Here is a 26,514-nt window from a genome sequence, read left to right on the forward strand (position 1 = left end):
TATGAAGACACATTCCATTAAATTTAATTTTATCATGAATGCAATTTTGACGGTTTCTTCTATTATTTTTCCGTTGATTACGGCACCTTACATCTTCCGTACGCTGGGTCCTGTAGGCAGTGGAAGGGTGGACTCGGCAGCAGCAATTATTACTTATTTTATGATGTTTGCTTCTCTTGGTATTCCTACCTACGGGATTCGTACCTGTGCGAAAGTTCGGGATGATAAAGAGAAATTGTCCCAAACTGTGCAGGAATTGATGATTATTAATGGAGTGAGTATGCTCTTATCCTTTACGGTATTTCTGATTATGTTGGCCGTGGTGCCGGAATTTACACAGGAACGTACCTTGCTGTTGATTAACAGTATTAGTATGGTGTTGAATGTTGTGGGGGTTACCTGGTTTTATAATGCAATAGAGCAGTATGCTTATATTACAACCTGCTCTATTGTGTTTAAAATCATATCGATTCTTATGATGTTTCTCTGGGTAAAAAATCCTGAGGACTATATTAAATATGGGGCAATTACAGTATTTGCAGGAAGTGCTTCCTATTTGTTGAATTTCTGGAATCTGAGGAAATATGTCAGTTTTCGGAAAATAGGACGGTATAATTTTAAACAGCACATGAAACCTATTATGGTGTTTTTTGCCACCACAGCAGCAATCAGTGTGTATACAAACCTGGATATTGTTATGATACGGTTTATGAAAGGAAATGCTGAAGTAGGGTATTATACAGCAGCTATTAAGGTGAAAACGTTGTTAGTAAGTCTGATTACATCCCTGGGAACTGTACTTCTTCCAAGATTGTCTTACTATATTGAAAAGGGAGAACAAGAAGCATTTCACAGAATGGTAGTGAAAGCCTTTAATTTTGTATTATTGGTTGGGCTTTCTGTGACCATGTATTTTATCTTTATGGCAAAGGAGTCAATTCTTCTCTTAGCTGGAGAACAATTTGCAGCATCTATTCTGCCTATGCAGATTCTCATGCCGGCAGTATTATTTATTGGGTTATCTAATATAACAGGAATTCAGATTTTGACACCTCAGGGAGAAGAGAAGAAAGTAGTGTATTCCATTGTTTTTGGAGCAGTACTGGATTTTATTCTGAATCTCGTACTGATTGGAAAACATGGAGCATCGGGAGCAGCCTTTGCTACTTTGATGGCAGAATTGGTAGTGCTGGTAGTGCAGTGCGTGTATTTGCGGAAAATGCTGGGGAATCTGGTGAAGAAAATCAGTATCCGTGAGAATGTTCTGGCAGCAGTGATGGCCAGTGGGGGGCTTTTTTTGGTGAGACAGGTATTGACAAATGGAACGTCCACAGTGTGGGTGTTTGTGAATCTAGTGATTACAGCAGTAGTATTCTTTGGTGTGTATGGAATGATGCTGCTGGTGCAGAAAGAAAAGTTTGCAATGGAAATGGTTGAGATGGGATTAAGATTGTTGCGAAGAAAAGAGTAAGGAGATAAAGAGCGTGGTAAAACTGAAAAGTATTGAAAATAAAAAATTACATACAGCAGAATATTTAATGATATCTTTTTTGATTTGTCTTCTTCCAAGACTTTTTTTCTTAAAAGATGTGTATCCACTTAGTGTCACCGGGGATGAAACGTTTATGTTTATGCCGGCAGCAACATGGGCAGGCTTGGATTGGTCAGGCAACGCAGAGTCTTACCGATATTATGGATATGGATTTGTGGCATTATTAACTCCTCTTTTTAAAGGTATTGAAAATCCGATTATTTTATATAGAATCATTGTCGGATGTATGATTCTATTTCAGGCTTTGGTAGGTCCTGTCAGTTATTACATTATGAAAAGATATTTTGCCATGAAGAATAGTCTGCCTACCACGGCTGTTTCTGTGGCCTGTTCTTATCTGGTTTTCTTAAGAGCTGTTTATGCATATAATGAGTTTATTTACGATTTATTTGTATGGTTGATTGTTTGGTGTTTACTGGAATTGCTACGGAATCAGAATCATAAAGGAAAGAAGGCAGTATTTACAGGGGTTTTGATGTTACTTTTAGTCTATGAGATGACTATTCATTCCAGGGCTGTAGCCCTGTGGATTGCTTTAGCCGTAACAGTTATTTTTTATCTGTGGGTTTACAGAAAATGTATCCTTTCTATTCCAGTTACACTTATTTTGGGAAGTATTGGATATTTTTTTAGTCAAAAAGGAATTGATTACATTGTAAATATGTTTACAAATGCTGCTTCCAACAGCGAGATAGGCAATACCAGTGTATCTTTCTCTATTTCCTCTATTTTTTCTTCTGCAAAAGCAGGAATCGGATGGCTTTATATTGTATTAGGACAGGTAAATTCCATGCTTTTAGTAACAGGAGGTGTGGCTATTCTGGGGGCAATAGTTAGTTGTCATATGCTTTGGAAAAGTCTGTTGAGAAAAAAAGAAATCGTAGAGGGTTTAGAAATTCAAAAAAACTATTTTTTGGTGTTTTCTTTTGGTCTGGCAGCTACAGCCATTACAATTCTGGGACAGGCATTTTCTTGGCTTCCGGGTGTTATTCAGACAATAGAGACAGGCCAAGCGACAGATGGTATGCGGGCAGTTACCTATCTGCGGTATTATGGTATTTATTTTGTACCTGTGCTTATGCTTGGCATTGTCTGGTCTGTACAGAATAAAAATAAAGTAAAATCATATCTGTTTCCGGCAGGGCTGATTACGTTGATTCTGGAAGGGTTCTGGACCGTATTCATACTTCCTTATATTTCAGATTTTAACGGAACTAGTTGGGATTCTAATGTATTTTCTCTTACGAATGGATGGGAAGACACTATTCGCATTCGTACTTATTTACCTGCAGTATTGATTGCAATTGTGTTTCTTGCAGTGTTTTGTATGCTATTTATATGGGAGAAACAAATGGGGAGTATTGTTCTATTATGTGCTCTGCTTATATATTCTTATGGATTTAACTGTATCTATCATGAAGGGGAAAGAGGCCAGATTAATTACACATATGCAAATAAGTCTTATGAAGTGTTTCAGAATCTGAAGACGGAAGTGCGTCCAGAAGAGCTATATGTGGACAATACATTTTTTCCAGAAACAGGACAATCACTAGTAAGTCAATGCCAATTTATGCTGAAAGAGGAAAAAATTGTAGTAGGAATCCCGAGGAATACAGAGAAAACGGCTATTTTTATCACCTGTGACCCAAGAGAGAAAACAGCCCTTTTGAGAAATGATTTTCTCTGTGTACAATTAGATGAAAATGAGTATTGGTATGTAAAGGGAGAAAAACTTCAAAATGCCCTGGAAGGTATGGGGATAGAGTTAAATACTTATTTGAAAAATACTGCAAAAATTCCACTCACCATGGTGTCGAGTGATGTGAAAATTACCGGAAACGGATTTGCTTATATGGATTCTAACGGAGAAGAAGGAAACTTTTTATACGGATATTCTATACCGTTTTCTGGAGGAGTATTAGATTTTGAAATAGATATGGAGGCTTTTTCCTGGGAGAATGATGTTCTTGGGAGTCTCCAGATATGGAAAAATGGTTCCTTGTTTCAAGAAGAGGTCATTAGGTCAGAAGAAATAGATGAAGATGGTCATCTTAAACTTCAGATGGAGATTGAAACAGGTGAAGCGGAAAGCATAGAGCCAAGAATTTATCTAAATTATGGAAGTTATATCAGACTGAATGAGCTTTCTTTTGAGAGAAAGTCTGACAAATATGCCATTGGTCAGGAGGCGTTAGAAACTATTTCTAAGGTATTGAAAGAACAGATACAAGAAGGAAGTGATTTAGGATACTATGTGAAGTCCTTTGCAGATGGAGGAAAACTCACCAAACTGGAAGAAAAAATAGGAAGACCTGTTTTGAAAACACAATCAGCAGATGTAGATGCTCTATTAGCGGCAGAGACAAGAGAAAATTTGCTGGACTTATCTGGGGACTACACTCTGCAAGAGAGAATTGCGTATTACGATATATGGGTAAAGAAGAGTATACAGGAAAAGAGCGGCTATTCTAATCAGTATGGAATACTGGCAGATTTACTCAGGGACGAAAAAGGCGATTTCTTTCAATTAAAGTCAGGTATACAGCTTCCGGCTGGAGATTATAAGATTACCCATATACTTTCAGAAAATTTAGAACAGACAGAAGCAAAAGTACAAATATATTGCTATGGTGAGGTGAAGGAAGAAAAACAGTTACTTATGCGCAAAAGCGAAGAAGCTACAGTAATGCAATATCAGATAAAAGTACCGGAAGACAGTGAATGGGAATTTGTTTTGCAATTACAGGAAACATGTCCGTACACAGAAAAGATTTTTATACAAAAAGTAGTAAAATAGAAGAACATGTAGATTTTCCTATGAAGCTATGGTAAGATAAAAACAGTATGTTTACAAAGTTAATAAATTATTAATATATACGAAGGATGGTAAAAAAATGAAAATTGCAGTGGCAGGAACTGGTTATGTGGGGCTGGTTACAGGTGTTTGTCTGGCCAGTAAGGGACATAAGGTTACATGTGTAGATGTAGACGAAAATAAGGTGAAGAAAATGCAGAGAGGAGAGTCTCCAATTTATGAGCCGGGACTTCCTGAGTTAATGAAAGAAAGCATGGAGAATCTTATTTTTACTACGGATTATAAAAGTGCGTATCAAGATGCTGATGTGATTTTTATTGGAGTAGGAACACCGGAGAAATACGACGGTTCAGCGAATTTGACCTATGTATTCCAAGTGGCGAAGCAGATTGCCCAGACAGCAGAGAAACATTGTGTAGTAGTCTTGAAATCAACAGTTCCTATTGGAACCAACGATAAGATTGAATCTTATATCCATAATAAACAAGTAAATGATGTGAAAATTTATGTGGCATCCAATCCAGAGTTTTTATCTCAGGGAACGGCTGTCCATGATACGCTTCATGCTTCCAGAATTGTAATTGGAGTTACAGAAGAATATCCAGCAGATGTGTTGAAACAAGTATATGAAAATTTTGATGCACCAAAGCTGGTAGTGGAACGAAGAAGTGCAGAGATGATTAAATATGCGTCAAACGATTTCCTTGCGCTTAAAATTTCCTATATTAATGAAATCGCAAATCTGTGCGAAACAGTAGGGGCAGATATTGAAGAAGTCACAGCCGGTATGGGATTTGACGAGCGAATCGGACACCGTTTTCTGAAATCAGGTATTGGTTACGGCGGTTCCTGTTTCCCAAAAGATACCAAGGCATTGAACTGGTTTGCTAATTTTAATGATAATGAGCTTCGTACGATTAAGGCAGCTATTGAGGTGAATGAAAATCAGAAATTCAAATTGGTGAAAAAAGCAAAAAAATATTACAATGATTTTCTATTCCTAAATGTAGCTATTCTGGGATGTACTTTTAAACCAGGAACAGATGATTTAAGAGAAGCACCATCACTAGTGAACATTCCGATTCTTATGGAAGATGGTGCTTATATTAGGGTATGGGATCCAGTGGGCCAGGAAAATTTCAAAAAATGCTTCCCAGAAAAGATTCAGTATTGTTCCTGCATAGAGGATGCCATTGCAGGTGCAGATTTATGTTTAATCCTTACAGAGTGGGGAGAAGTGAAAGAATTTGATATTAAAAAGTATGAAGAACTTATGAAGCATCCGATTGTTCTGGATGGCAGAAACTGCTATAATCTGAGTGATTTTGCAAATACCAGGATTACCTATGATTCTATAGGAAGGAGAACGGTTAATCCAGATTTATATATTGAAAAGTAAGAAAAAGAAACAAGAGAGGAAAGAGTTATGAAACTGATTATCCAAATCCCCTGCTATAATGAAGCAGAAACCTTGGAAGTAGCATTGAATGATTTACCAAAACATATTGAAGGTATTGATGTGATTGAATATCTGATTATTAATGATGGAAGCAAAGATAACACAGTAGAGGTGGCCAGAAAATGGGGTGTAAATTATATTGTAAGCTTCCGTAATAATAAAGGGCTTGCCAGAGGATTTATGGCAGGACTTGATGCTTGTCTGAGAAATGGTGCAGATATTATTGTTAATACAGATGCAGATAACCAGTATTGTGGAGCTGATATTGAGAAATTAATACAGCCGATTCTCAGAGGAGAAGCTGGTATGGTGGTAGGCGAAAGACCGATCGATCAGACAGAACATTTTTCGCCTCTGAAGAAAAAATTGCAGCATTTGGGAAGCTGGGTAGTACGAAAAGCATCGAAGACAGATATTCCGGATGCTCCAAGTGGATTCAGAGCCTATAGCAGACATACGGCTATGCGTTTGAATGTTATTAATGAATATACATATACCTTGGAAACAATTGTACAGGCTGGCAGACAGAAAATGGCAGTTACATCTGTACCTATTCGGACAAATGCAGAGTTGAGACCTTCCAGATTGTTCAGCAGTATGTTTGGATATGTGAAGAAATCCATGTTGACCATTGGTCGAGCCTTGATGATGTATAAGCCGTTGTATTGTTTTACGTGGATTGCTGGAATTTTTGGTATGGCGGGTATAGCACTGGGGATTCGCTTTCTTGTATATTATTTCAATGGCAATGGAGCAGGGCATGTGCAGTCTCTTTTATTATGCACACTGTTGATTATTATTGCTGTAGTGACAGAATCTATAGGTTTGTTAGGAGATGTAATTTCAGCGAATAGGAAATTGTTAGAGGATATTCAGTTTGAACTGAGAAAAATGGATTATGGAAAAGGTCATGAAGAGCAGAAAAATGGAGAAGATACAGAAAGATGAAGAAAAAATTGTTAGTAACGGCATCGACGTTCCCGAGGTGGGAAGGCGATACAGAGCCTAGATTTGTTTTGGATTTATCTAAAGAATTAAATAAGTATTTTGATGTGACAGTTTTAGTACCGGCTTGTCCAGAAACTAAAGATAATGAAATAATGGAAGGAATTAAGGTATCGCGATACCATTATTTTCCTGTAAGAAGATGGGAAACTCTATGCTATCCAGGGGCTATCGTGCCCAGAATAAAAGAAAAAAAAATACGTGTTTTGTTAGTTCCGTTTTTATTTATAGGGTTATGGTATAAACAACTAAAAATTCTTAAAAATTATGATCTTGTCCATGCACATTGGATTATTCCGCAAGGTATTGTCCAATCTTTTTTTCATAAACCATATTTACTGACAGGTCATGGTGGCGATGTTTTAGAACTAAATAAATTCCCTTTTTCTTTTTTAAAAAAAAGAGCATTAGATAAAGCGGGAGCAGTATCAGTTGTATCTAAAAAATTAAAACAAAAACTTGAAGAAAAATATGAGACACAGAATATACGGATTCAGTCTATGGGATGTGATTTGAAAAAATTTGGTAGAGAAAAAAGAGTAGAGGGATATTTTGGACAAGAGGAAAAAAAGATAATTTTGTTTGTAGGAAGGCTTGTAAAAATTAAAGGCATAGAATATTTAATTGATGCTATGAAGAATATAGATGCTCAATTAATAATTGTAGGGGAAGGACCATTAGAAAGAGAGTTAAAAGAGCGAGCAAAGGAAATACAAGAAAAAGTTTTATTTTTAGGAGGAAAGAATCACAATGAATTGCCTACGATATATGCATCTAGTGATATATTTGTAATCCCATCTATTACCCTTGAGGGAGGGATTACAGAAGGAACTCCTACAGTAATCGCAGAGGCTCTAGCTTCAGGGTTACCGATAATAGGAACAAATACGGGGGGAATACCACAGGCGATAGAGAATAAGAAAAATGGTTTTATTATTCCCGATAAAGATTCAGTTGCTATAGAAGAAAAAATAAAAATTTTATTATCGGATGATGAAGTTAGACAAAAAATGTCGAATAATGCATTAGAATCATCAAAAAAATATGGATATGAAAATATAGCAATACAATTTCATGAAATTTTAGATTCTATGTAAAAATTAAGGGAAGTATTTAGAATGACAGAATTAATTAGCATTGTAATACCGATATTTAATGCTGAGCAATATTTAGAAGGTATTATTGAGAGTATTATCAAACAGACATATAAAAAAATAGAACTTATATTAGTTGATGATGGCTCAACTGATGAAAGTAGAAGAATTATTGAAAGATATGTAGAAAAATATGATTTTATTAAGGCAAAGTATCAAAAAAATCAAGGACCGGCAGTCGCTAGAAATAGTAGTAGAGAATTAATCGAAGGAGAATACATTGCGTTTTTAGATGTAGATGATACTATTGCTTTAGACTATATAGAGTGTTTATACACTTTGTTAAAATATGCAGATGCGGATATTGCAGTGTGCGGTTATCAAAAAATTTTTGAAGGAGAATCAAGAGAATTTGTTTGTAAAAATAATAACAAAGAAGAATATGTTGTTTATTCGGGAGAAGACGCTCTAGAAAAGTTATTGTATAGAAAAACGTTTACTACAGCTCCTTGGGGAAAGCTAATAAAGAAAGAACTTTTTTTGAAATATGAATTTCCAGCAGGAAGAAAATATGAAGACTTAGGAACCGTATATAAGTGGTTTGGTGCTTCAAAGAGGGTAGTATATACTTCTCAAAAAAAATATTTTTATCTTATGAGAGAGAATAGCACACAACATTCAGTTTTTGTTATAGAAAAGTGGGATTTAATCAAAATATCAGAAGAAATTTTAGAATATTTGGAAATAAATTTTCCACAATTAAAGCAGGCAGGCGTTAATAGGATGCTAATAAGTGCGATTCAATTGCTAAGAGCAATTCCAGCAAGTGGTTATGAGAAGCAAAATATTGAATTAAAAAAAATAATTAAAAAATATAGAAAAGTGGTATTGACAGATAGAAACGCAAAAAAAACTTCTAGAGTATTGGCAATGGGAACATATATTCCATTAGAAATTTTAAGAAAATTAGGACAGATGTATGATAAAATAATTTATCGATATAAAATCAAAATGAAATATTGATTGATATGTGAGAGGATTTAAGAAAGGGAAGGATTTTAATTTATGAAAATTATTGCTTTTTATTTACCGCAGTTTCATTGTTTTCCTGAAAATGATGCATGGTGGGGAACGGGATTTACTGAGTGGAACAATGTGAGAAGTGCGCAACCCTTATTTAAAAATCATAATCAACCAAGAGTTCCATTAGATAATAATTATTATGATTTAACGGAAACAGAAAATTTGAGATGGCAAGCCCATTTAGCACAGAAGTATGGTGTTTATGGTTTTTGCTATTATCACTATTGGTTTAATGGAAAGTTACTAATGGAAAAACCTATGGAACAAATGTTATCAGACAAAGAAATACAATTGCCATTTTGTATTTGCTGGGCAAATGAGAATTGGACAAAGGCATGGGCAAAACGTAGCAAAGAAGTTCTTATAGCTCAAAATTATGAAAATAAAGAAGATTGGAAAAAGCACTTTGAATATTTAGAGAAGTTTTTTAAAGATAAGCGTTATATAAAATGTAATGGCAAGCCGCTTTTGGTAATATACAGACCAGAGTTGATACCTTGCTTAAAGGAACTTTTAGAGTATTGGAATGATTTAGCAGAAAATAAAGGAATTGGTGGAATATCGTATGCTTATCAACATCGATATTATAATCATCAAACGGATTTGGGAGGGGACTTATTTGATTATGGAATTGAATACCAGCCTAATTATGCTATGCAAAACCAGAAAAAATCAATTCCATTGGTTTTACGTAAAATGTTAAATGTAATGACTAACAAAATAAATTTTCCTTCTACAAGATTTTCAACTATAATTTTTGATTATGATAAGGCATGGAAATATATTTTAAAAATGCAGCCAAGAGATGAAAAAATGATACCAGGTGCTTTTGTGGATTGGGATAATACACCAAGATATAAAAAGCAGGCATCTGTTTTTACTGGGGTTAGCCCAGAAAAGTTTAAGAACTATTTGTCATTACAAATTAAAAATGCTAGAACTAAATATAAAAAAGATATGATATTTATGTTTGCATGGAACGAATGGGGTGAAGGAGGATATTTGGAACCAGATGAAAAGTATGGTTTCCAAATGTTGGAAGCTATACAAGAAGCCTTAAATGAAAATAATGAATTTCCAACATATCCGTGTAATGAGAGTAGAGAATTAGGATGAAAGTAAGAAATATTAGTAGAGAAAAAATAGTAATAGTTATAGAATGTATAATAATAGTATGTTTGTCTTTGGTTAGCTTTGATAAAATTGGTTTTCCTTCCGTTATAAACGATGAATTTGGCTATTTAGGAAATGCAGCATATTTTGCTGGGTATGGTTGGGAATCTGTATTGTCGGATGTTCCCTACTATTCTTATGGATATAGTATTTTTTTGACACCGCTATATTGGTTATTTGATAGTGGGATTACAGTGTACTACGGGGCAAGTATAATTAATAGTTTCAGTTTAGTAGGAGCTTTTTTGTCATTAAATTATATTCTTAAGGAACTTTTTCCAGACATAGAGGTAGTATTAAGAAGCAGTATATGTTTTATGGCAACAGTTAATATGTACACTTTTATTATGGTCGGATATGCACTGGCAGAATGTTTTTTATTCTTTAGTATGTGTTTGATAATTGCTAGTTTTCTAGTTTTTTTAAAAAACCCAAGCCTTTTAAACAGTGTAATATTGGGCGGGTTAATTTCTTTTATTCACTTGTTACATCAGAGAGCGTTGGCAGTAGTAGTAGCATCTATTATGCTAATTATGTTTATGACATTTGTAAAAAAAATATCTAAGAAATCTGCGTTCATAGTAGTAATAACCATTGTTTTAGGGTTGATATTACAAACAGAAATAAAAGAACTTGTGAAAGAGGCCATATGGAGCGGGAATACAGTAACCACCAATGGAAATGATTATACAGGGGTAGTAGGGGTAATATTTGAATTAACTAGCATTGATGGGATTTTGAATTTTATTTTTAGCTTTATTAGTAAATTATTTGCAATTATTGTTTCATATTTCTTTGTACCGTTGCTCTTTATGGAAATTTGTTTAAAGAAAATTTATATGATTTTTATAAAAAGAGTATGTAATTTAGGAAATAAAGAAATCACATATATATTTCTTTTACTAATATTGATTTGCGCGGCTGGTATTTCTGCACTATTTGCATTGTATCCCATTCGTAAGGATAGCGTTATCTATACAAGATATATTGAATATATGATTGGACCAGTTATAGCTATTGCTTTAGCTGAGATGACAAAGTTGAGAGTGAAAAAAATCAGAATTTCAGTATATGGAATAATGCTACTATTATGTTGTCCATTTGTAAAAAAAGCACTTAGTTGGGTATCTAATCAACAGTTTATAAAAATATCCACACCTGTGTTAGGCGCTTTTTATTCAGAAAATGAACTGTATTTATATAGTATGGTAATGATTAGTATACTCCTTTTTCTACTGTGTTCCTACATTTTATATAATAAAAAGATATTTTATAAAAAGATATTTATTTATATATTTGTTAGTGCACAAATTTTTATAGGGTATAATATAAAAGAGCAATGGACAGATTTTAATAACATAAAAGCTGAAACATATGATATTGGTATTGAGATACAAAAAAAAATAGAAAAAGACAATAAAAATTATGAGGTTTTACTTATGAGGGAGAATGAAGAGTATTATACAATGCATTATTATGGTGGGTTCATTCAACAATATTTGCCAAAACAGGAAATGAAGTATGTGACTATAGACTCTATAGAAAGGGATATTAAGGGGGAAAATAAATTAATAGTAGCTGATAATAGCTGTCATTTAAATGAAAGTGTTCTCAATTGTAAAAAAATATATACGAATGAAAGATTAAGTTTGTATGAATACAAAGGTGAGAAGGATAATGGTGAATGGTAGAAGTAAAAAATTAATTTTAAATTTATTGTATGCCTTCGGTGCGAATGGAATAACTATGCTTGTTTCATTATTAACTACGTTGGTACTACCTCGTTTTGTTAGTATAGAAGAATATGGCTATAGTCAGCTGTATATTTTTTATACAAACTATATAGGATTTTTACACTTTGGTATACCAGATGGAATATATTTAAGATATGGCGGATATTCTTATCAAAAATTAGACAAACCGTTGTTTAGAAGTCAATTTTGGATTTCGTGGGTAATGGAATCTGTAGTTGTATTAATAAGTTGGAATATATTTAGATTAGGTGCATCTACGATAGAAAAACAATATGTATTCTTTATGCTGCTATGTGCCGCATTAGTTGTCTTACCAAGAACTTTTTGTCAAATGGTATTACAAACAACAGATAGAATTAATAATTATGGAATTATGCTTATAATTGAAAAGACTGTTTTTGCAGGACTTATTTTGTGTTGGATTTTTGTCAGAAATCTCAGTTTTAAAACAATTATTCTATCGGATATAATAGGAAAGATGCTATCCTTTATTTATGTATGTTTTATATGTAGGGATATAATTTGGGGCAACATAATCAATATTAAAAGCTGTTTACAAGAGTTGAAATTGAATATACAAGCAGGATCAAAATTAATGTTGGCTAATATAGCATCATTGCTTTTGATAGGAATAATTAGAATAGGTATAGAGTACCAGTGGAATATTGAAACATATGGTAAAGTGTCGTTGGCAATAAATATTTCAAATTTTATTTTAGTCTTTATTAATGCTATTGGAATTGTTATATTTCCTATGCTAAAAAAAATGCCCTCATCTATTTTACCAGATTTGTATCAAAAATTAAAAATGGTGTTGTCAGTTCTGTTTTTAGGCTTTTTAATATTATACTATCCTATGCAGTTTATTATAAAACTTTGGATTCCGCAGTATAGTATAAGCTTAAAATATATGGTTTTGATATTCCCAATGTGTGTTTATGAAAGTTTTATTTCCTTATTAATTAATACATATATGAAGTCATTAAGAAAAGAGAATGCGTTGGCAATAATAAATATTATTTCTTTGGTAATAAGTATTGCTTTAACGATAATATCAACAGTAATGTTAAAGAATTTATTATTAGCATTTATTGCTATTCATATTGTGTATATGCTAAGATTTATCATTGCGGATAAATATTTGACTCAAAATATGCATATAAAAAGTAATAATGGTCAAATATTATTTTTATGTATACTTTTCTCAATATTGAGTTGGTGTTTAAGTATTGGACAAAGTTGTATCCTATATATGATTTTGTATATAGTATATTTTGTGAAAAATAGAAAAGAGCTAATAAAAGCATACAACAGTTTAGTAAATACTATAATGAAGTAATACGATTGAAGGAATTTTGCTTTTTGTGAATATTCCGGCTCTAAATGGACTGCAGTCTGGTCAAAGAAAGGCGAGGTTCGGTTATGGCAGTTGAGTATACGGAAGAACAATTAAATACAGTTGATAAGTCGCTTCTTATCCATCTGCGTTTGCAACAGCAGGAACAGTTGGAAGCCTTAACAAAGGAACTTTGTGCATCAAATGAAAAATGCAGCTTCTGATGGAAACAGTTACCGGATGCAATTTCCAGGTATATGCCAGCAAAACGGATGAACATATGGTCAAAGCAGACTATCCAAAGACCTTGTTACATGGAAGCCTGGTATCACTATCTCTGGTAGCTGCAATCATCAATGGAAAGTATGTGAATGCAGTCGGTTATGCTCTGAACCAGGAAAAACATCAAGGTACTCGCTATTTGGCGTTTACTTACAAATAAACTTACACTTCCCTTTTCTCACAATCTGTAGTAAGATTACAAAGGAAAATGAAAGTTTATAATAGAAATTTAGAAGGAGTACAAAAGTGGATAAAATAGCAGTTTTAATTCCATGCTATAATGAAAGCCAGACTATCGAAAAGGTAGTAAAGGACTGGAAACGAGAGCTTCCAGAGGCTGTCATTTATGTGTATGATAACAATTCAAAGGACGGAACGGATGAAATTGCCAGAGAAGCCGGAGCGGTGGTTCGTTACGAATACCAGCAGGGAAAGGGAAATGTCATTCGCCGTATGTTCCGGGAAATTGATGCCCAGTGTTATATTATGATAGACGGAGACGATACGTATCCGGCAGAGATGGGCAGAGAAATGGTAAATAAAGTGTTGGAGCGAAATGTGGATATGGTGGTTGGTGACCGTCTGTCTTCTACTTATTTTGAGGAAAATAAGCGGCCTTTCCACAATTTTGGCAATAGTTTGGTAAGAGGAAGTATTAACCGACTGTTCAGAAGCAATATCCGGGATATTATGACAGGGTACAGAGCGTTCAGCTATGAGTTTGTAAAGAGTTTTCCGGTATTGTCTAAAGGATTTGAAATTGAAACCGAGATGAGTATTCATGCGGTAGACAAAAATATGGCCGTGGAGAATATAATCATTGAATACAGAGATAGGCCGCAGGGAAGCGAATCAAAGCTGAATACGTATTCAGATGGCTTTAAAGTATTGAAAACCATTGGAAGGTTATACAAAAATTATAAGCCCATGCAATTTTTTGGTATGGTATCTTTACTGTTGTTTATTATAGCAGCCTGTATGTTTGTACCGGTATTGATTACCTATTTTGAGATTGGGCTGGTACCGAATTTCCCTACCTTGATTGTCAGTGGATTTATGGCATTGGCTGCTCTGCAATCACTGTTTTCCGGCATGATATTATCTACCATTGCGGAACGGGAAAGACAGGAATTTGAATTCAGACTACAGCTGGTTAGAAGAATGAAAAAGGATGAATTATGTTAAAAAAACTGATGAAAAAATATGAGGAGCTTATTATGTACATCATAGTAGGGGTATGTACTATGATAGTTTCTCTTGTATCGTATTTTATTATGGCAAATACTTTGCAGATGTATTATCAGGCAGCCAATATTATCAGTTGGGTGCTGGCTGTGGCATTTGCTTATGTGACCAACAAAAAGTATGTGTTTAAATCTCCTTATACCAGTGTTCAGGCGACAACAAAGGAATTGGTCAGTTTTGTATCCAGCAGGGTGGCCTCTCTTCTTGTGGAAATTCTGAGTATGTTTTTCTTTGTTCAGGTCTGTCAGATAGATGATAATATTGTGAAACTGATGAACCAGGTGTTGGTAACTGTGTTGAATTATATTTTCAGCAAATTCTGGGTTTTCCGAAAGGAGAAGCAGCACAGAGGACAAGCTGAATAAAGTATGGCACTGTACAAAGGAGGAAGAAGAAATATGTCAGAAAAGATATCACTGGTAGTTCCGTGTTATAACGAAGAAGAGGTTCTGCCCTACTTTTACGAAGAATTTTGTAAAGTTGCGGAAAAACTTTCGGAATTTCAGTTAGAAGTGATTTTTGTAGACGATGGTTCCAAAGACAGGACGCTGGCTATTGTAAAAGAGCTGGCAGAGAAAGATACCAGAGTAAAGTACCTGTCTTTTTCCAGAAATTTTGGAAAGGAAGCTGCTATCTATGCCGGATTTCAGCATGCAGACGGAGATTATGTGGCAATGCTGGATGCGGATTTGCAGGACCCGCCCTCGATGCTGCCGGAAATGCTTCGCGGTATCCGGGAAGAAGGCTATGATTCGGTAGCTACCCGAAGAGTCAGCCGGAAGGGGGAACCGCCTATCCGTTCTTTTTTTGCAAGACGCTTTTACAGGCTTATGAATCGGATTTCCACTGCGGAAATTATGGACGGTGCCAGAGATTATCGTTTGATGACCAGACAATTTAAAGAGGCAATTCTGGAAATTTCAGAATACAATCGCTTTTCTAAGGGGATTTTCGGCTGGGTCGGTTTTAAGACAAAATGGATAGAGTTTGAAAACGTGGAGAGAAAGGCGGGAGAAACCAAGTGGTCTTTTTGGAAGCTCTTTAAATACAGCCTGGAAGGGATTATTGGATTTTCTACGGCGCCCCTGGCTATGGTTTCTATGTTGGGAGTCGGTGTATGCTGTATTGCTTTTCTATTTTTAATCTTCATCCTTATCAGAACCCTTTGCTTCGGTGACCCAGTGGCAGGCTGGCCCTCTATGACCTGCATTATCCTCATGCTGGGGGGAATCCAGCTTTTGTGTATAGGAATTTTAGGTATGTATCTTTCAAAAACCTATTTGGAAACAAAGAAAAGACCCATTTACATCTGTGGGGAAACAAATATAAAAGATAAAAGTATACAAGAATAATGAGAGAGGTTGTTCTTTCCGATGATAAAGAGAGGACAGCTTCTTTTGAATGTTTAAAATATGAAGAAAAATGGAGAAGCAAATATGAGGAAACGATATGAAAGCTGGATATGGGCAGGAATTATTTTTTTCATAATTGTTGGGTTGTTTGTACTCATACAGGCAGCCAGTGGCCTTTATCCGTTTGGAAGTAAAACGAATTTGCTCTGGGATGAGGAGATTCAGTATGTGGATTTTTTTGCCTATTATCGTGATGTGTTGCTGGGGAAGGCGAAACTTGGCTATTCTTTTTCTAAGTCGGCTGGTGGTTCATTAGTGGCATTGTTTGGATATTATCTGGGCAGCCCCTTAAATTTGCTGGTTGTCTTTTTTGAAAAGGAACAGATTCCTTTGTTTTTGTTTTGGCTGACGGCAGGAAAACTGGGATTGGCAGGAATTACATGTTCTGTTTTTATCAAAAAGCGATTCTCTGGTATTTCCAAAGAAATGGTGTGCATGCTTTCCGTTGCCTATGGTTTGATGCAGTATAATATTCTACAGCTATCCAATATTATGTGGTTGGATGGGGTGATTTTACTCCCGCTGCTATTATTGGCTGTCTATGAATTTGTGCAGAGAGACAGAAAACTAGGGCTTTTTCTGGCTGTATTTTTTAGTATCGCGATCAATTGGTATACGGGATATATGATAGGACTTTTTTCGGTATGCTATTATTTTTATGAGAGAATTCTTGCATTTCATCAGATTACAAAAAAGGAATGGGGACGTTTTATTCTGGATACAGTAAAGTGCGGAGTGACTATGCTTTCAGGACTTTTGGCAAGCTGCTTTCTGTTTTATCCGATTTTTGTAGGGCTGAAAAAGGGAAAACAGGCCTTTAACCCGGAAATTTTTCAGTTTGGGACGTATGATTCTTTTATAGATGTCTTTCAGGGATTTGCATTGGGGAGTATCGTTCCTACGGTCTCCTTGTATTGTGGTCTTCTCTTTTTTGGCTTTTTTATTTATTTTTTTATTACGAAAGAGATAAAAATAAAGGAAAAAGTGTTGGCGCTTTTGGCTGTAGGCTTTATGTTTACAAGCTGCTGGCTGATTCCGCTGGATTGTATTTGGAGCGGTATGCGCTATGCTGGTACTTACCGTTTTCGATATAGCTTCATTGTGACTTTTCTGGTGCTCTATCTGGGATGCAGAGGTGTACAGATTTACCAGCAGAAGAAAAATGGAAGGGCTATGGGGCTGATATTTGCAGTGGGCATTTTAATGATTCTGTTTTTTCAGAAGAAGAACGGATATTATGAAAAGCAAAATTTGTATGCTACGATAATTTTTCTTGTGGTATATGGGATTTTGTTTTGTGTGCTTGGAAAGAAAAAAATTCTGGAAAGAGTCCTGCCGGGGGTGCTGGCAGCAGAATTAGTCCTTAATGGCGTATTTACTTTTGTGATTAATTATGGCGCAAATCCGGATATTCGTGTTTATACGGACTATGTATCTCAGTCCCAGCAGCAGATAGAGCAGATTCAGGAAAGAGAAGAATCCGTATTCTATCGAATGGATACACTGGAGAAGAGGAATGATGCAGGGGATGGCTGTTCTGCTTTTCTAAATGAAGCTATGGTTTATGGTTACCATGGATTAGCCCATTATTCGTCTACTTATGATACGGATATTTCCAAAATGATTTTCGATGTGGGATATTCTACACTCTTGGATTTAAGCGTAATCCAGGAATCTATTATACCATCTGATGCGCTTTTCGGGGTGAAATATCTGCTTTCCCAAAAAGAGGTAGCGGGTTATGAGAAAGTGGATGAAATACCGGAATATAATGGGAAATCGGTATACTTGAACCCTTATGCGTTGGACGTAGGAATTGGAACAGGAAAAGAAATTTTGGAAAATATAGAAAATGCAGACCCGTTTGCCTTTCAGAATGAGTTATTTTCTAATTTACTGGGCCGGGAAGTTGAAATTTTCAAGAAGACAGAACCTGTGATGAAAATAGAGAATGGACAGGCGGAATTTCTACTTTCACAGGGAAATCCGGAAGATATTCTTTATGGTTATGTGGATTCCTGGATTACGGAACTACAGCTTTTTATTGATGGAACTTACCGATGTAATTATGCTACCTGGTTAAGTGAAAAGGTATTTTCTGCAGGATATGGAAGTCAGGACCATACGGTAACATTGACAAATTATACGGGGACAGAGCAGGAAATTTTTCCACATTTCTATTTTCTGGATATGGATGTATTTCAGGAGGTAATAGAAGAACTGAAAAATAAGGAGATGCACACAGAAATTTTTGAGGATGGGTATGTAAAAGGTACCTATGAGTCCGGCAGCGAAGGATATCTGTTGCTATCAGTGCCGTATGATGAGGGGTGGAGTGCCAGTGTCAATGGAGAGAAAGTAGAAATACAGAGAGGTGCCAACGCACTTTCATTGATTCCAGTATCAGCAGGAATCAATGAAATTGAACTGCACTATCATGTACCGGGAATCAAAATGGGAATCGTTCTTTCTGTAATAGGAGTTTTGTTGTTTGTGGGAATGTGTCAGACAGAAAAGTATTTTTGCAGACCAGGAAGGAGAAAGAATGGGTAACAGGAAACGGTTAAATGCAAACCAGGATATTTTTCTGTTGATTTTGGGAATCGCATGGGCAAATCTTATTTTTTTTCACCAGGAAAACTGGAAAATGGACCCATGGAAAGTGGGAATTATAGGCCTGGGCATTTATTTTTGTATCAAATGGCTTGGGGCAAGGAGAGAAGTCTTAAAAGATAGCCGGATGAGAGCTGGAAGTATTTTTTTTGGTCTGTTATTTGCGGCTATGGTAGTTGTCGGGGAAAAAATTCATGCAGGGGATTGGGAATTCCAGATGTTTTCTGCGGGAGATATTGTCTGGTTGATAGTATATTTTGGGACAGGAATGCTGCTTTTTCTCACACTGTCAACGTTTTTCTTTGACGGGAGGATGCGAAATTTGATGGAGAGGACTGGAAAAGATGAGAAAGGGGGAACGTGTAGGAAAGGAAATTGGTTGTTGTACAGCATTGTTTTCATGCTTTTCTGGACTCCGGTACTGTTTATTTACTATCCGGGGATTGTGCCGGAAGACGCCACAGTTTCTATAGCTATGGTATTGGGAGATTTGCCTTGGGATAACCATTTTCCGGTCTTTTATTCATTGCTTGCAGGAGGCAGTGTCTGGCTGGGCAGGGCTTTAGGAAATCCTAATCTGGGAGTGTTGTTGTATTCTCTGTTGCAGTTGGTTTCTATGGCATTTTTGTTGGGATATTTTTTAGAGTGGATGCAGAGGCGAATTCATCGGTTTTGTACATATTTTGCGCTGGCCTTTTTCTGTACTATTCCGGTATTCGGAAATTATGCCATTGTTATGTGGAAGGATCCATGGTATAGTGGGCTTTTGCTTCTTCTTGGTATGTTTTTATATGATAAAGCAGTTCTCGATAGAGAAGCCTTTTTGAAAAGAAAAAATCTAGTATTGTATGGTGTGTTGGGAGTCCTAATTTCTCTTATGCGCAATAATGGGATATACATCATGATTCTTATCAGTGTGGTTCTAGTTTATATGTACCGAAAGAGGGTAAAGAGAGTGGCTCTTACTTGTGCTGTGACGATTCTTTGTATTTGTACTATAACAGGTCCGGTTTACAAGGGCGTATTTTCGGCTGAGAATGAGTTTGTGGAGTCTATAGGAATCCCTCTGCAGCAAATGGTACGAGTAGTGATAAAAGATGGAAATATGACAAAGGAAGATAAAGAATTTCTGAATCATCTTATGCCTATGGAAAAGTATCAGGAGTATTATAATCCCTTTTTGGTAGACCCCGTGAAGTGGGCACCGGAATTCCATACAGACTATCTGAATGCACACAAAGCAGCATTTTTTCAAACATGGTTTTCGCTTTTAAAATCTAATTTTGGAATTTATGTGGAACAATATCTTATGGGAACATATGGATTTTGGCATATTGGCGGAGATACGCCATATGAATTCGTAAAAACGCAAATTGCTGCAAACGACTGGTGGCTTTACCAGATAGCGCCATTTGAAAGCTATTTTAATTATGCCATGCAGGAAAAAATGAGTGGAAAGTATGATTTTATGGCCTCAGGGCTGTTGGTTTGGATTGCTCTTTATGACGTACTGCTATGCTGGGTAAAGAGAAAGTCCAGATACATTCTGCCGTTGTTGATTATGGTGGGGAATTGGCTTACATTAATGATTGCTACGCCTACAGCATTTGGATTGCGGTATATTTTTATTATGATGCTGGGAGTCCCTTTGTTGGTATTTTATCCTCTGTTGCTGCCTCCTTCTGAGGAGGAGGCAACAAGCAGAAAAAAGCACATCAGCATGTGATAGCTGTCAATATATCTAGGGTCCTGGGAAGGATTGGCAAGAAAGAGTATGCCTGTTAAAAGCAAGGCAGGCAGAAGCGCCAGCAATTCCCGAGACCTTTTTTTCTTTATGAGAAGACAACTGCATACAAGCAGGACAAAAATGGAAAAACCGCCACGCCAGCAGATAGAGGACCATACAGGAATCTGGTCAGAGTGACCAAAAAAGTTCTGTTGAATTCTGGTGGACAGGTTTGATTGAATCTGTAGCTCTGCAAGTCCTGGATAATTATCCAAGGCAGAACTGTAAATTGTGACAGGAATCTATTCATATCCGTCAGCCGGCGTTCCCATTTCCCAGATAATACTGGTCATATCAAAGTATGCAGTAAGATAAGTCACAGGATATTTGAATAAAAATTTTGCATTGAGCAGAAGAATTTTCTTCTGAAAATCTTTATCTCTTAGTTTTAAAGCATCGTCTCCTATGGCACCCCAAGTCCGGGACAAGGAGTCAGCATAATATTTGTCATAGCAGGACTGCCATTTTTCTAAAGGCATGATTTCTTCCAAAACAGCAATATCTTCTGCGTCTAAAGTTTCTTTGGAGGCCACAGCACCAGCCATGGATACTGGGACACTGTATTTTACATATTCTTCATTGGGTACCATGTGAAGAACATGGCTGCCCAGTATGTTGATTAGAAATACAGGTATCAGAATGGACACACCCAGAAGAAAGAGCAGCTGTTTTTTTCGTTTTTTTGTGTCAGTGTATTTCGACTTCCATTCATAGAGCAGGAGCGCCAGCAGGGTTATCAGAACAATTACGTTTCCCATATGCCGTATGGTGCAGACCATACAGGCAATCAAAGTAAATCCCATTATTTTATACCATGCAAACAGCTGCTTGGATTTGATAAAATCAAAGAGGAACAGGCAGAATAAAAACAGAGCAATGTTCCACAGAGTGTCTTTTTCGATATTTCCAAGTGCGCGGTAGCTGTAAATAAAAATCACACTGAATAGCGTATACAGAATATCGCCGTACCGGATGGAAGTGTATTTTTCCAAAAGATACACCGCATATTGACTGGCAAAGAGCCAGAGGAGTGTTTGCAGGATAACCAGGGGAAAGGGATTTCCGAAAATTCGCTGGATAATCTTTAAAATATACAAATAGGTAACAGGATGCCAGTTGCTGAAGGTATTGGTAGCAACGTCATTCCAGTTGCTGGCGGAGTCAGTGGAGAAAACGCCGGGATAGCAGCCTGCAATGATGAAAATGCTCAGTAGTGTAATGGGAATCATGACCAGATAAACCGGTGTTTTCCAAATTTTTCTAAAGGTAACGGGAAGAACAGTTTTCTTTGGAGAAAAGTTTCCTATGCGTAAAAGTAACAGGTAACAGGCCATAAAGCTGCAAAGAAGTAGAAACAGTTTTATGGTAAGCGGCAGTTTTTCTTTTAGGACTTCTGTCATAGAAGACATGCATAGATAAAGCAGGGAAAGAAATAAGGCAGTCATTTTCCAAGGGAGAGAAATGGTTTTAGAATGCGCTTGTGAAACAGGGAAACACAGGCTTTGGATAATTAGAATCAATATGGGGAACAGGCACATATAGAAGGCCTCATGAAAAAATGGTGTCATAATGGTAATCCTTTCGTTTTTGTTGATAGCTTTATTATAAGGGAAGAGACATGGGGATACAAGAAGAAAGAAAAATTGAGTTTTCCGATATTCATTATATATAGCCTTGCAGATAAACGGAAGATGTCTCCAGCCAATGTGTACAAAATATTAAATTCAACGATGTGCTTCATACGCAGGGTGTTAGTAGCCGCAAAATGCAGTACACAGATTAAGACGGGATTTTTATCGAAAAAGCGATAGAACAAGAGACAAATGAGGAACTGAAAAAAGTACTGATAGACCTGGATGAGTTTATGTTTGGGTAAAGGGGAATATCAGATGACCGAATGAATAAAAAAGTATTCAGTCATCTGCATAATTTCTTTATCCGACAATTTTTTTAATGGGAAATACGGATAATAGATAAACAGTTTTTTTGAGAGCAAAATTAAGTTCATAGTTTTCCATGTTGTCTGTGTTATATTTCAGACAGTAACAAAATTGTTGCAAAACAAAGGTTGATGCAAACCTCCCGGGAATGCTTGGAACAGAGAAGGTGATGAAGAAAAAGCGAACAGAAGAAAGAACTGTGAAAGATAAAAGCAAACGCAAAGGATAAAAGAAAGGAATAGTAAATGAACAATGGAAAAATAAGAGATTGGCTGAAACAGCATGCGCTGGTTTTGGAGGAAGGGTTTTGCGACAGTTTGAGAAGCATTGCGGAAGAGTATAAGACCCGGTATGGCTATGGAACGTTGAACGAAGTATATAGGCTTCTGGGAATCAGCAGACAGCAGGTGACTTACTGGAAGGCTAATCCATGCAGTACACAAACAAAAAAAAGGTATTTTACCGTGTTAGAGGCAGCGGAACTGTTTTGTTTGTCTGACGAAGCAGCAGAACTTCTGGCTAATAAGGCAGGTTTGTCTTTACAGGGGGAACAGGAAGAAAATACAGGTGTTCAGAAACTTTTTAAGCAATACACAGACAAGCAGAAAAAACTGTTTACAGAGGCCAATGTGACGGAACGTATGCTTTATTACATAAAGGCGGACAGAAAGCCGTCCAAGGAAAGTCTGCTTGCCCTTGTCATATCCATGGGAATGGAAACAGAGGAAATTCAGCAGGTATTGAGGACAGCGGGGTATGTGTTATCCAAATCCCTGCCGACAGATATGATTGTTTTGTATTTTCTGGAACATCAGTCAGAATGGAACAAAAATATTTCGCTGGTCTGGCAGATTAATGAGGTTCTGGACGAACTGGAACTTCCATTACTGGGAACCATACTGTACGGAAATTTTACGTAGCTGTTTCTTTCAAAATGTATACAAAATATGAGGAGAATGAGGATGGGAAAAACAAAATATGAACTGAAATTTCACACAGGAGATGAATGCTATGCGGGAACAGATTCCTGTATTTTTGTGACACTTTTCGGCACACTGGGGCAGTCAGATGAGTATGAGGTCAGCGAACGTATCCGCGGAAATGCGTTTGAGAGAAATCAGACGGATAAGTTGACATTAGAGTTGCCGCAGTCTATTGGCGACGTGTATAAAGCGGAACTGCGGAGTGACTGCAGATGGGGCGGTGCCGGCTGGTATCTGGATTATTTTGAAGTGCGGCGCCAGGAAAATAATGCGCCGACAGCACATTTTTCCTGCAGAGAGTGGATTGAAGACCGTAAAGTGAGAAAATACAGGGTGACTTCAGGCTTGAAGTATGAAGACCATAAAAGGGCAGAAGTGGTATGTGTACCCAGCGGTAAAAAAATTTATGTTCAGCCACATGGAAAAGTGGAATATAAGGAGCAATTAGAAGTAGCGGTAGGATATTCTCTGAGCGAAACGGTGGTTTCGCAGATAGGTACGAATACTTCTATTTCGTTGGAGGGAGGAGCTGGTCCGGGACAGGGATGTACTTCTGACCTGACGGCCTCTGTAAAGGGAGCCATTGGATTTGCGCTTACAAGTTTAAATTCGAATACCAAGGAAGAGAGCATTCAGTTCAATGCTTCTAAAAAAACAGATATTCAGACAACCATCGCAAACGATACAGATGAAGAAAAAATATACCAGGTTATGATGAATATTGCAAAAGATGTGCATAAAATTACCCTGGGACAGACACAGTTTGAAATTCCTGAATACATTAGCAATGAATTTGGTGGAATTTAGGAAATTAAGTAATCATGCAATCCCCTTTTTATTGATATACCCAAAAGTCTTGCAGGCCCCGAAGAATCCGGGGCCTGCAGTATATGCAGACAGAAAACTTATCCTCTCCGTTTTCCCAGTCCCCAGCTAAGCCCCCAAAGCCCTATGGGAAAGACCACGGCAGCCAGGATACCCAGATTTAATTTCCCTGTCATATCAGACAGGATTCCTACCACCGCAGGGCCGGCGGAGCAGCCCACGTCTCCGGCCAGGGCAAACATGGCGAACATGAAAGTACCGCCGCCCTTCAGATAGGAGGCCCCAAGGGAAAAGACTCCCGGCCACATCAGTCCCACAGAAAATCCGCAGAGGGCGCATCCTGCCAGAGAAAGCAGGGGCAGAGGCGAGAGGGCGGTAATCAGATATCCGGCCACACAGAGCACGGAGGTGGCTTTCAGGGACAGCAAAATATTCAGCTTTTCTCCCTTTCGTCCATAGAACAGGCGGCTCAGTCCCATACAGAATGCAAAGGCACAGGGGCCAAGCAAGTCCCCCATGGTTTTGGAAACTTTTAATCCTTCTTCAGCAAAGAGGGAGGACCACTGGCTGACTGCCTGCTCGGAGGCACCGGCGCACACCATGAGGAGAAACAGCACCCAGAAAACTTTATAGCGGAAAATGCTTTTAGGCAGTTTTGTTTCTTCGTCATCGCCGTGTACGGCATAAATGGGGACTCTGGTAAAAAGCAGGAAAGTTCCCAGAGGCACCAGAGCCCAAAGAGGCGGCAGAAACCGCCAGTTTTCAATGCCCGCCAGGGCAAAATACAGGGTGGAGAGCAGTACCACGCCCATGTGGCCCCAGCAGTAAAAGGAATGAAGAAAACTCATGCGGGCCTCTTTGTTCTCTCCGGGGCAGGCCTCTACCATGGGGCTGACAATCACTTCTAAAATACCGCCGCCAATGGCATTGCAGACCATGCAGAGGAGAATTCCGGCGTAGGGAGGCAGGACAAAGGGAATCCAGTAAAATCCCGTAAGTCCCAGCATGACCGTGAGAAAGGCGCACAGAGCGGCTTTCCGATAGCCTGTTTTTTCAATAATTTTGGGCGAAATCAAATCCACCAGAATCTGCACACAGAAATTCATGGTGATGAGAAGACTGATTTGATCCAGGGTAACGCCGAATTCCCTGCGGAAAGTGAGGAAAAGCAGAGGCGGCAGATTGTTTACAATGGCCTGGGTAATATAGCCCAGATAACAGCCGTAAATGGTGGCTTTTGCAGATAGTTTCATGTTAGTAAATCTCCTTTAGGTTGTTTCCGGCACCAGATACTGAAGAAACTTCTGAGCAGCCGGAGAAGTCAGAAGCTGTGGATTATAAGCCAAAATCAACTTCCGTTTGGGAATGGTTTCTTTTAGCTGTAGCTGGTAAAATTCTTTTTTGCGGTGTTCCAGCACATAATCCGGAACTGTGGTGATGCCCAGACCAATGCGGGCCAAATCCAGCAGTAAATCATTGCTGGAAAGTTCGGCCTCCGGTGTAAGGGAAAGTCCGTGTTTGCTGAAAGTCTGCTGCAGAAATCCGCTGGTGGTGCTGGTTTTGTCCAGCATCAGAATGGGATACCGGGTAAGCTGGGCCAGGGATAAAGTCTGTCCCTCCAGGTTGAAAAAGCGTTTTCCCGCAACGAAAATATCCTGAAATTCCCGAATGACACAGCAGGTATCTTTGGAAGTCAGATAGGGATTGGGCGCATTGGCTACAATGAAGTCCACCCGGTTGTTGTGCAGCAGGGAAACACATCCCCCGGAAGTGGAGTTGGTTACCTTAATGTGCACATTGGGAAATTCTTTATGAAACCGCTTAAAATACGGAATCAGAAAATAGCGGCATATGGTGTCGCTGGCCCCGATGCGCAGGGGCGTTTCCTGGGAAGGAGAATTTAAAATCTGGTTTTCTCCTTCGTACAGAAGATTCACCGCCGGCTCGACATGGCGCAGGAGTGCTTCTCCTTCCGGTGTCAGAGTGACTTTTTTTGTATTTCTGAGAAAAAGCGCATGCCCCAGCTTCTGCTCCAGTGCCTTTATGGACTGGCTGACTGCCGACTGGGAAATGTAGAGCTGCCGGGAAGCCTCAGAGAAACTCAGGGTGGTGGCAACGTAGTAAAAAACTTTATAAAGTTCAAAACTGATATCCATA

The 26,514-nt window shown here is 37.6% G+C and carries 19 protein-coding genes and 1 pseudogene; 17 read left to right on the forward strand and 3 right to left on the reverse strand.

Features of this window, described 5'->3' with window-relative positions; all coding sequences use genetic code 11:
• Position 1 precedes the first annotated feature (1 nt).
• The 15 genes and pseudogenes from G5A70_RS00665 to G5A70_RS00735 all read left to right on the forward strand — a co-directional run bounded on the left by G5A70_RS00665 (position 2) and on the right by G5A70_RS00735 (position 20,549).
• Complete coding sequence (locus G5A70_RS00665; RefSeq protein WP_173747200.1) at positions 2-1,471, forward strand: flippase; 1,470 nt, start codon at positions 2-4, stop codon at positions 1,469-1,471.
• Between the two features lie 13 nt (positions 1,472-1,484).
• Positions 1,485-4,349 carry a hypothetical protein gene (locus G5A70_RS00670; protein WP_173747201.1) on the forward strand — a complete coding sequence of 955 codons (2,865 nt, stop codon included), beginning with the start codon at positions 1,485-1,487 and terminating at the stop codon, positions 4,347-4,349.
• A gap of 97 nt (positions 4,350-4,446) precedes the next feature.
• Complete coding sequence (locus G5A70_RS00675; RefSeq protein ID WP_173747202.1) at positions 4,447-5,766, forward strand: UDP-glucose dehydrogenase family protein; 1,320 nt, start codon at positions 4,447-4,449, stop codon at positions 5,764-5,766.
• A 27-nt stretch (positions 5,767-5,793) separates the two neighbouring features.
• On the forward strand, positions 5,794-6,774 hold the full coding sequence (locus G5A70_RS00680; RefSeq protein WP_173747203.1) for a glycosyltransferase family 2 protein: 981 nt from the start codon (positions 5,794-5,796) through the stop codon (positions 6,772-6,774).
• Positions 6,771-7,928, forward strand: a complete 1,158-nt coding sequence (locus tag G5A70_RS00685) for a glycosyltransferase family 4 protein (RefSeq protein ID WP_173747204.1) — start codon at positions 6,771-6,773, stop codon at positions 7,926-7,928. Before G5A70_RS00680 ends, G5A70_RS00685 begins: the two co-directional genes overlap by 4 nt.
• Positions 7,929-7,949: 21 nt before the next feature.
• A complete protein-coding gene (locus G5A70_RS00690; protein ID WP_173747205.1) occupies positions 7,950-8,948 on the forward strand; it encodes a glycosyltransferase in 999 nt (332 codons plus the stop codon).
• Positions 8,949-8,990: 42 nt separating this feature from the next.
• The gene (locus G5A70_RS00695; RefSeq protein ID WP_173747206.1) at positions 8,991-10,124 is read left to right on the forward strand and encodes a glycoside hydrolase family 99-like domain-containing protein; all 1,134 of its coding nucleotides are present in this window, start codon (positions 8,991-8,993) and stop codon (positions 10,122-10,124) included.
• Positions 10,121-11,872, forward strand: coding sequence for a hypothetical protein (locus tag G5A70_RS00700; protein WP_173747207.1), 1,752 nt, complete (start codon positions 10,121-10,123; stop codon positions 11,870-11,872). The genes G5A70_RS00695 and G5A70_RS00700 overlap by 4 nt, the downstream gene beginning before the upstream one ends.
• The gene (locus G5A70_RS00705) at positions 11,859-13,274 is read left to right on the forward strand and encodes a lipopolysaccharide biosynthesis protein (RefSeq protein ID WP_173747208.1); all 1,416 of its coding nucleotides are present in this window, start codon (positions 11,859-11,861) and stop codon (positions 13,272-13,274) included. The genes G5A70_RS00700 and G5A70_RS00705 overlap by 14 nt, the downstream gene beginning before the upstream one ends.
• An 83-nt stretch (positions 13,275-13,357) precedes the next feature.
• Positions 13,358-13,671: pseudogene (locus tag G5A70_RS16190) on the forward strand (hypothetical protein); the annotation flags it as partial.
• 128 nt (positions 13,672-13,799) lie between these two features.
• Complete coding sequence (locus G5A70_RS00715; protein WP_173747209.1) at positions 13,800-14,738, forward strand: glycosyltransferase family 2 protein; 939 nt, start codon at positions 13,800-13,802, stop codon at positions 14,736-14,738.
• On the forward strand, positions 14,732-15,163 hold the full coding sequence (locus G5A70_RS00720) for a GtrA family protein (RefSeq protein ID WP_173747210.1): 432 nt from the start codon (positions 14,732-14,734) through the stop codon (positions 15,161-15,163). The genes G5A70_RS00715 and G5A70_RS00720 overlap by 7 nt, the downstream gene beginning before the upstream one ends.
• Before the next feature lie 33 nt (positions 15,164-15,196).
• Positions 15,197-16,150, forward strand: coding sequence for a glycosyltransferase family 2 protein (locus tag G5A70_RS00725; RefSeq protein WP_173747211.1), 954 nt, complete (start codon positions 15,197-15,199; stop codon positions 16,148-16,150).
• An 84-nt stretch (positions 16,151-16,234) separates the two neighbouring features.
• Positions 16,235-18,763, forward strand: a complete 2,529-nt coding sequence (locus G5A70_RS00730; RefSeq protein ID WP_173747212.1) for a YfhO family protein — start codon at positions 16,235-16,237, stop codon at positions 18,761-18,763.
• Positions 18,756-20,549 carry a DUF6020 family protein gene (locus tag G5A70_RS00735; protein WP_173747213.1) on the forward strand — a complete coding sequence of 598 codons (1,794 nt, stop codon included), beginning with the start codon at positions 18,756-18,758 and terminating at the stop codon, positions 20,547-20,549. Before G5A70_RS00730 ends, G5A70_RS00735 begins: the two co-directional genes overlap by 8 nt.
• 302 nt (positions 20,550-20,851) lie before the next feature.
• On the opposite strand, the gene G5A70_RS00740 is transcribed toward G5A70_RS00735, so the two are convergent.
• On the reverse strand, positions 20,852-22,009 hold the full coding sequence (locus G5A70_RS00740; protein WP_173747214.1) for a hypothetical protein: 1,158 nt from the start codon (positions 22,007-22,009) through the stop codon (positions 20,852-20,854).
• A gap of 785 nt (positions 22,010-22,794) precedes the next feature.
• On the opposite strand from G5A70_RS00740, the gene G5A70_RS00745 reads away from it, so the two are divergent.
• Positions 22,795-23,469: a hypothetical protein gene (locus G5A70_RS00745; RefSeq protein ID WP_173747215.1), complete on the forward strand. Its 675-nt coding sequence runs from the start codon at positions 22,795-22,797 to the stop codon at positions 23,467-23,469.
• A 42-nt stretch (positions 23,470-23,511) separates the two neighbouring features.
• Complete coding sequence (locus G5A70_RS00750) at positions 23,512-24,339, forward strand: PLAT/LH2 domain-containing protein (RefSeq protein ID WP_173747216.1); 828 nt, start codon at positions 23,512-23,514, stop codon at positions 24,337-24,339.
• Between the two features lie 98 nt (positions 24,340-24,437).
• On the opposite strand, the gene G5A70_RS00755 is transcribed toward G5A70_RS00750, so the two are convergent.
• Together G5A70_RS00755 and G5A70_RS00760 are read right to left on the reverse strand one after the other, a co-directional pair.
• A complete protein-coding gene (locus G5A70_RS00755; protein WP_173747217.1) occupies positions 24,438-25,610 on the reverse strand; it encodes an MFS transporter in 1,173 nt (390 codons plus the stop codon).
• A gap of 15 nt (positions 25,611-25,625) precedes the next feature.
• The gene (locus G5A70_RS00760) at positions 25,626-26,513 is read right to left on the reverse strand and encodes a LysR family transcriptional regulator (protein ID WP_173747218.1); all 888 of its coding nucleotides are present in this window, start codon (positions 26,511-26,513) and stop codon (positions 25,626-25,628) included.
• Position 26,514 lies beyond the last annotated feature (1 nt).

The sequence above is a fragment of the Blautia hansenii genome (assembly GCF_013304445.1).
Classification (GTDB): domain Bacteria; phylum Bacillota; class Clostridia; order Lachnospirales; family Lachnospiraceae; genus Blautia.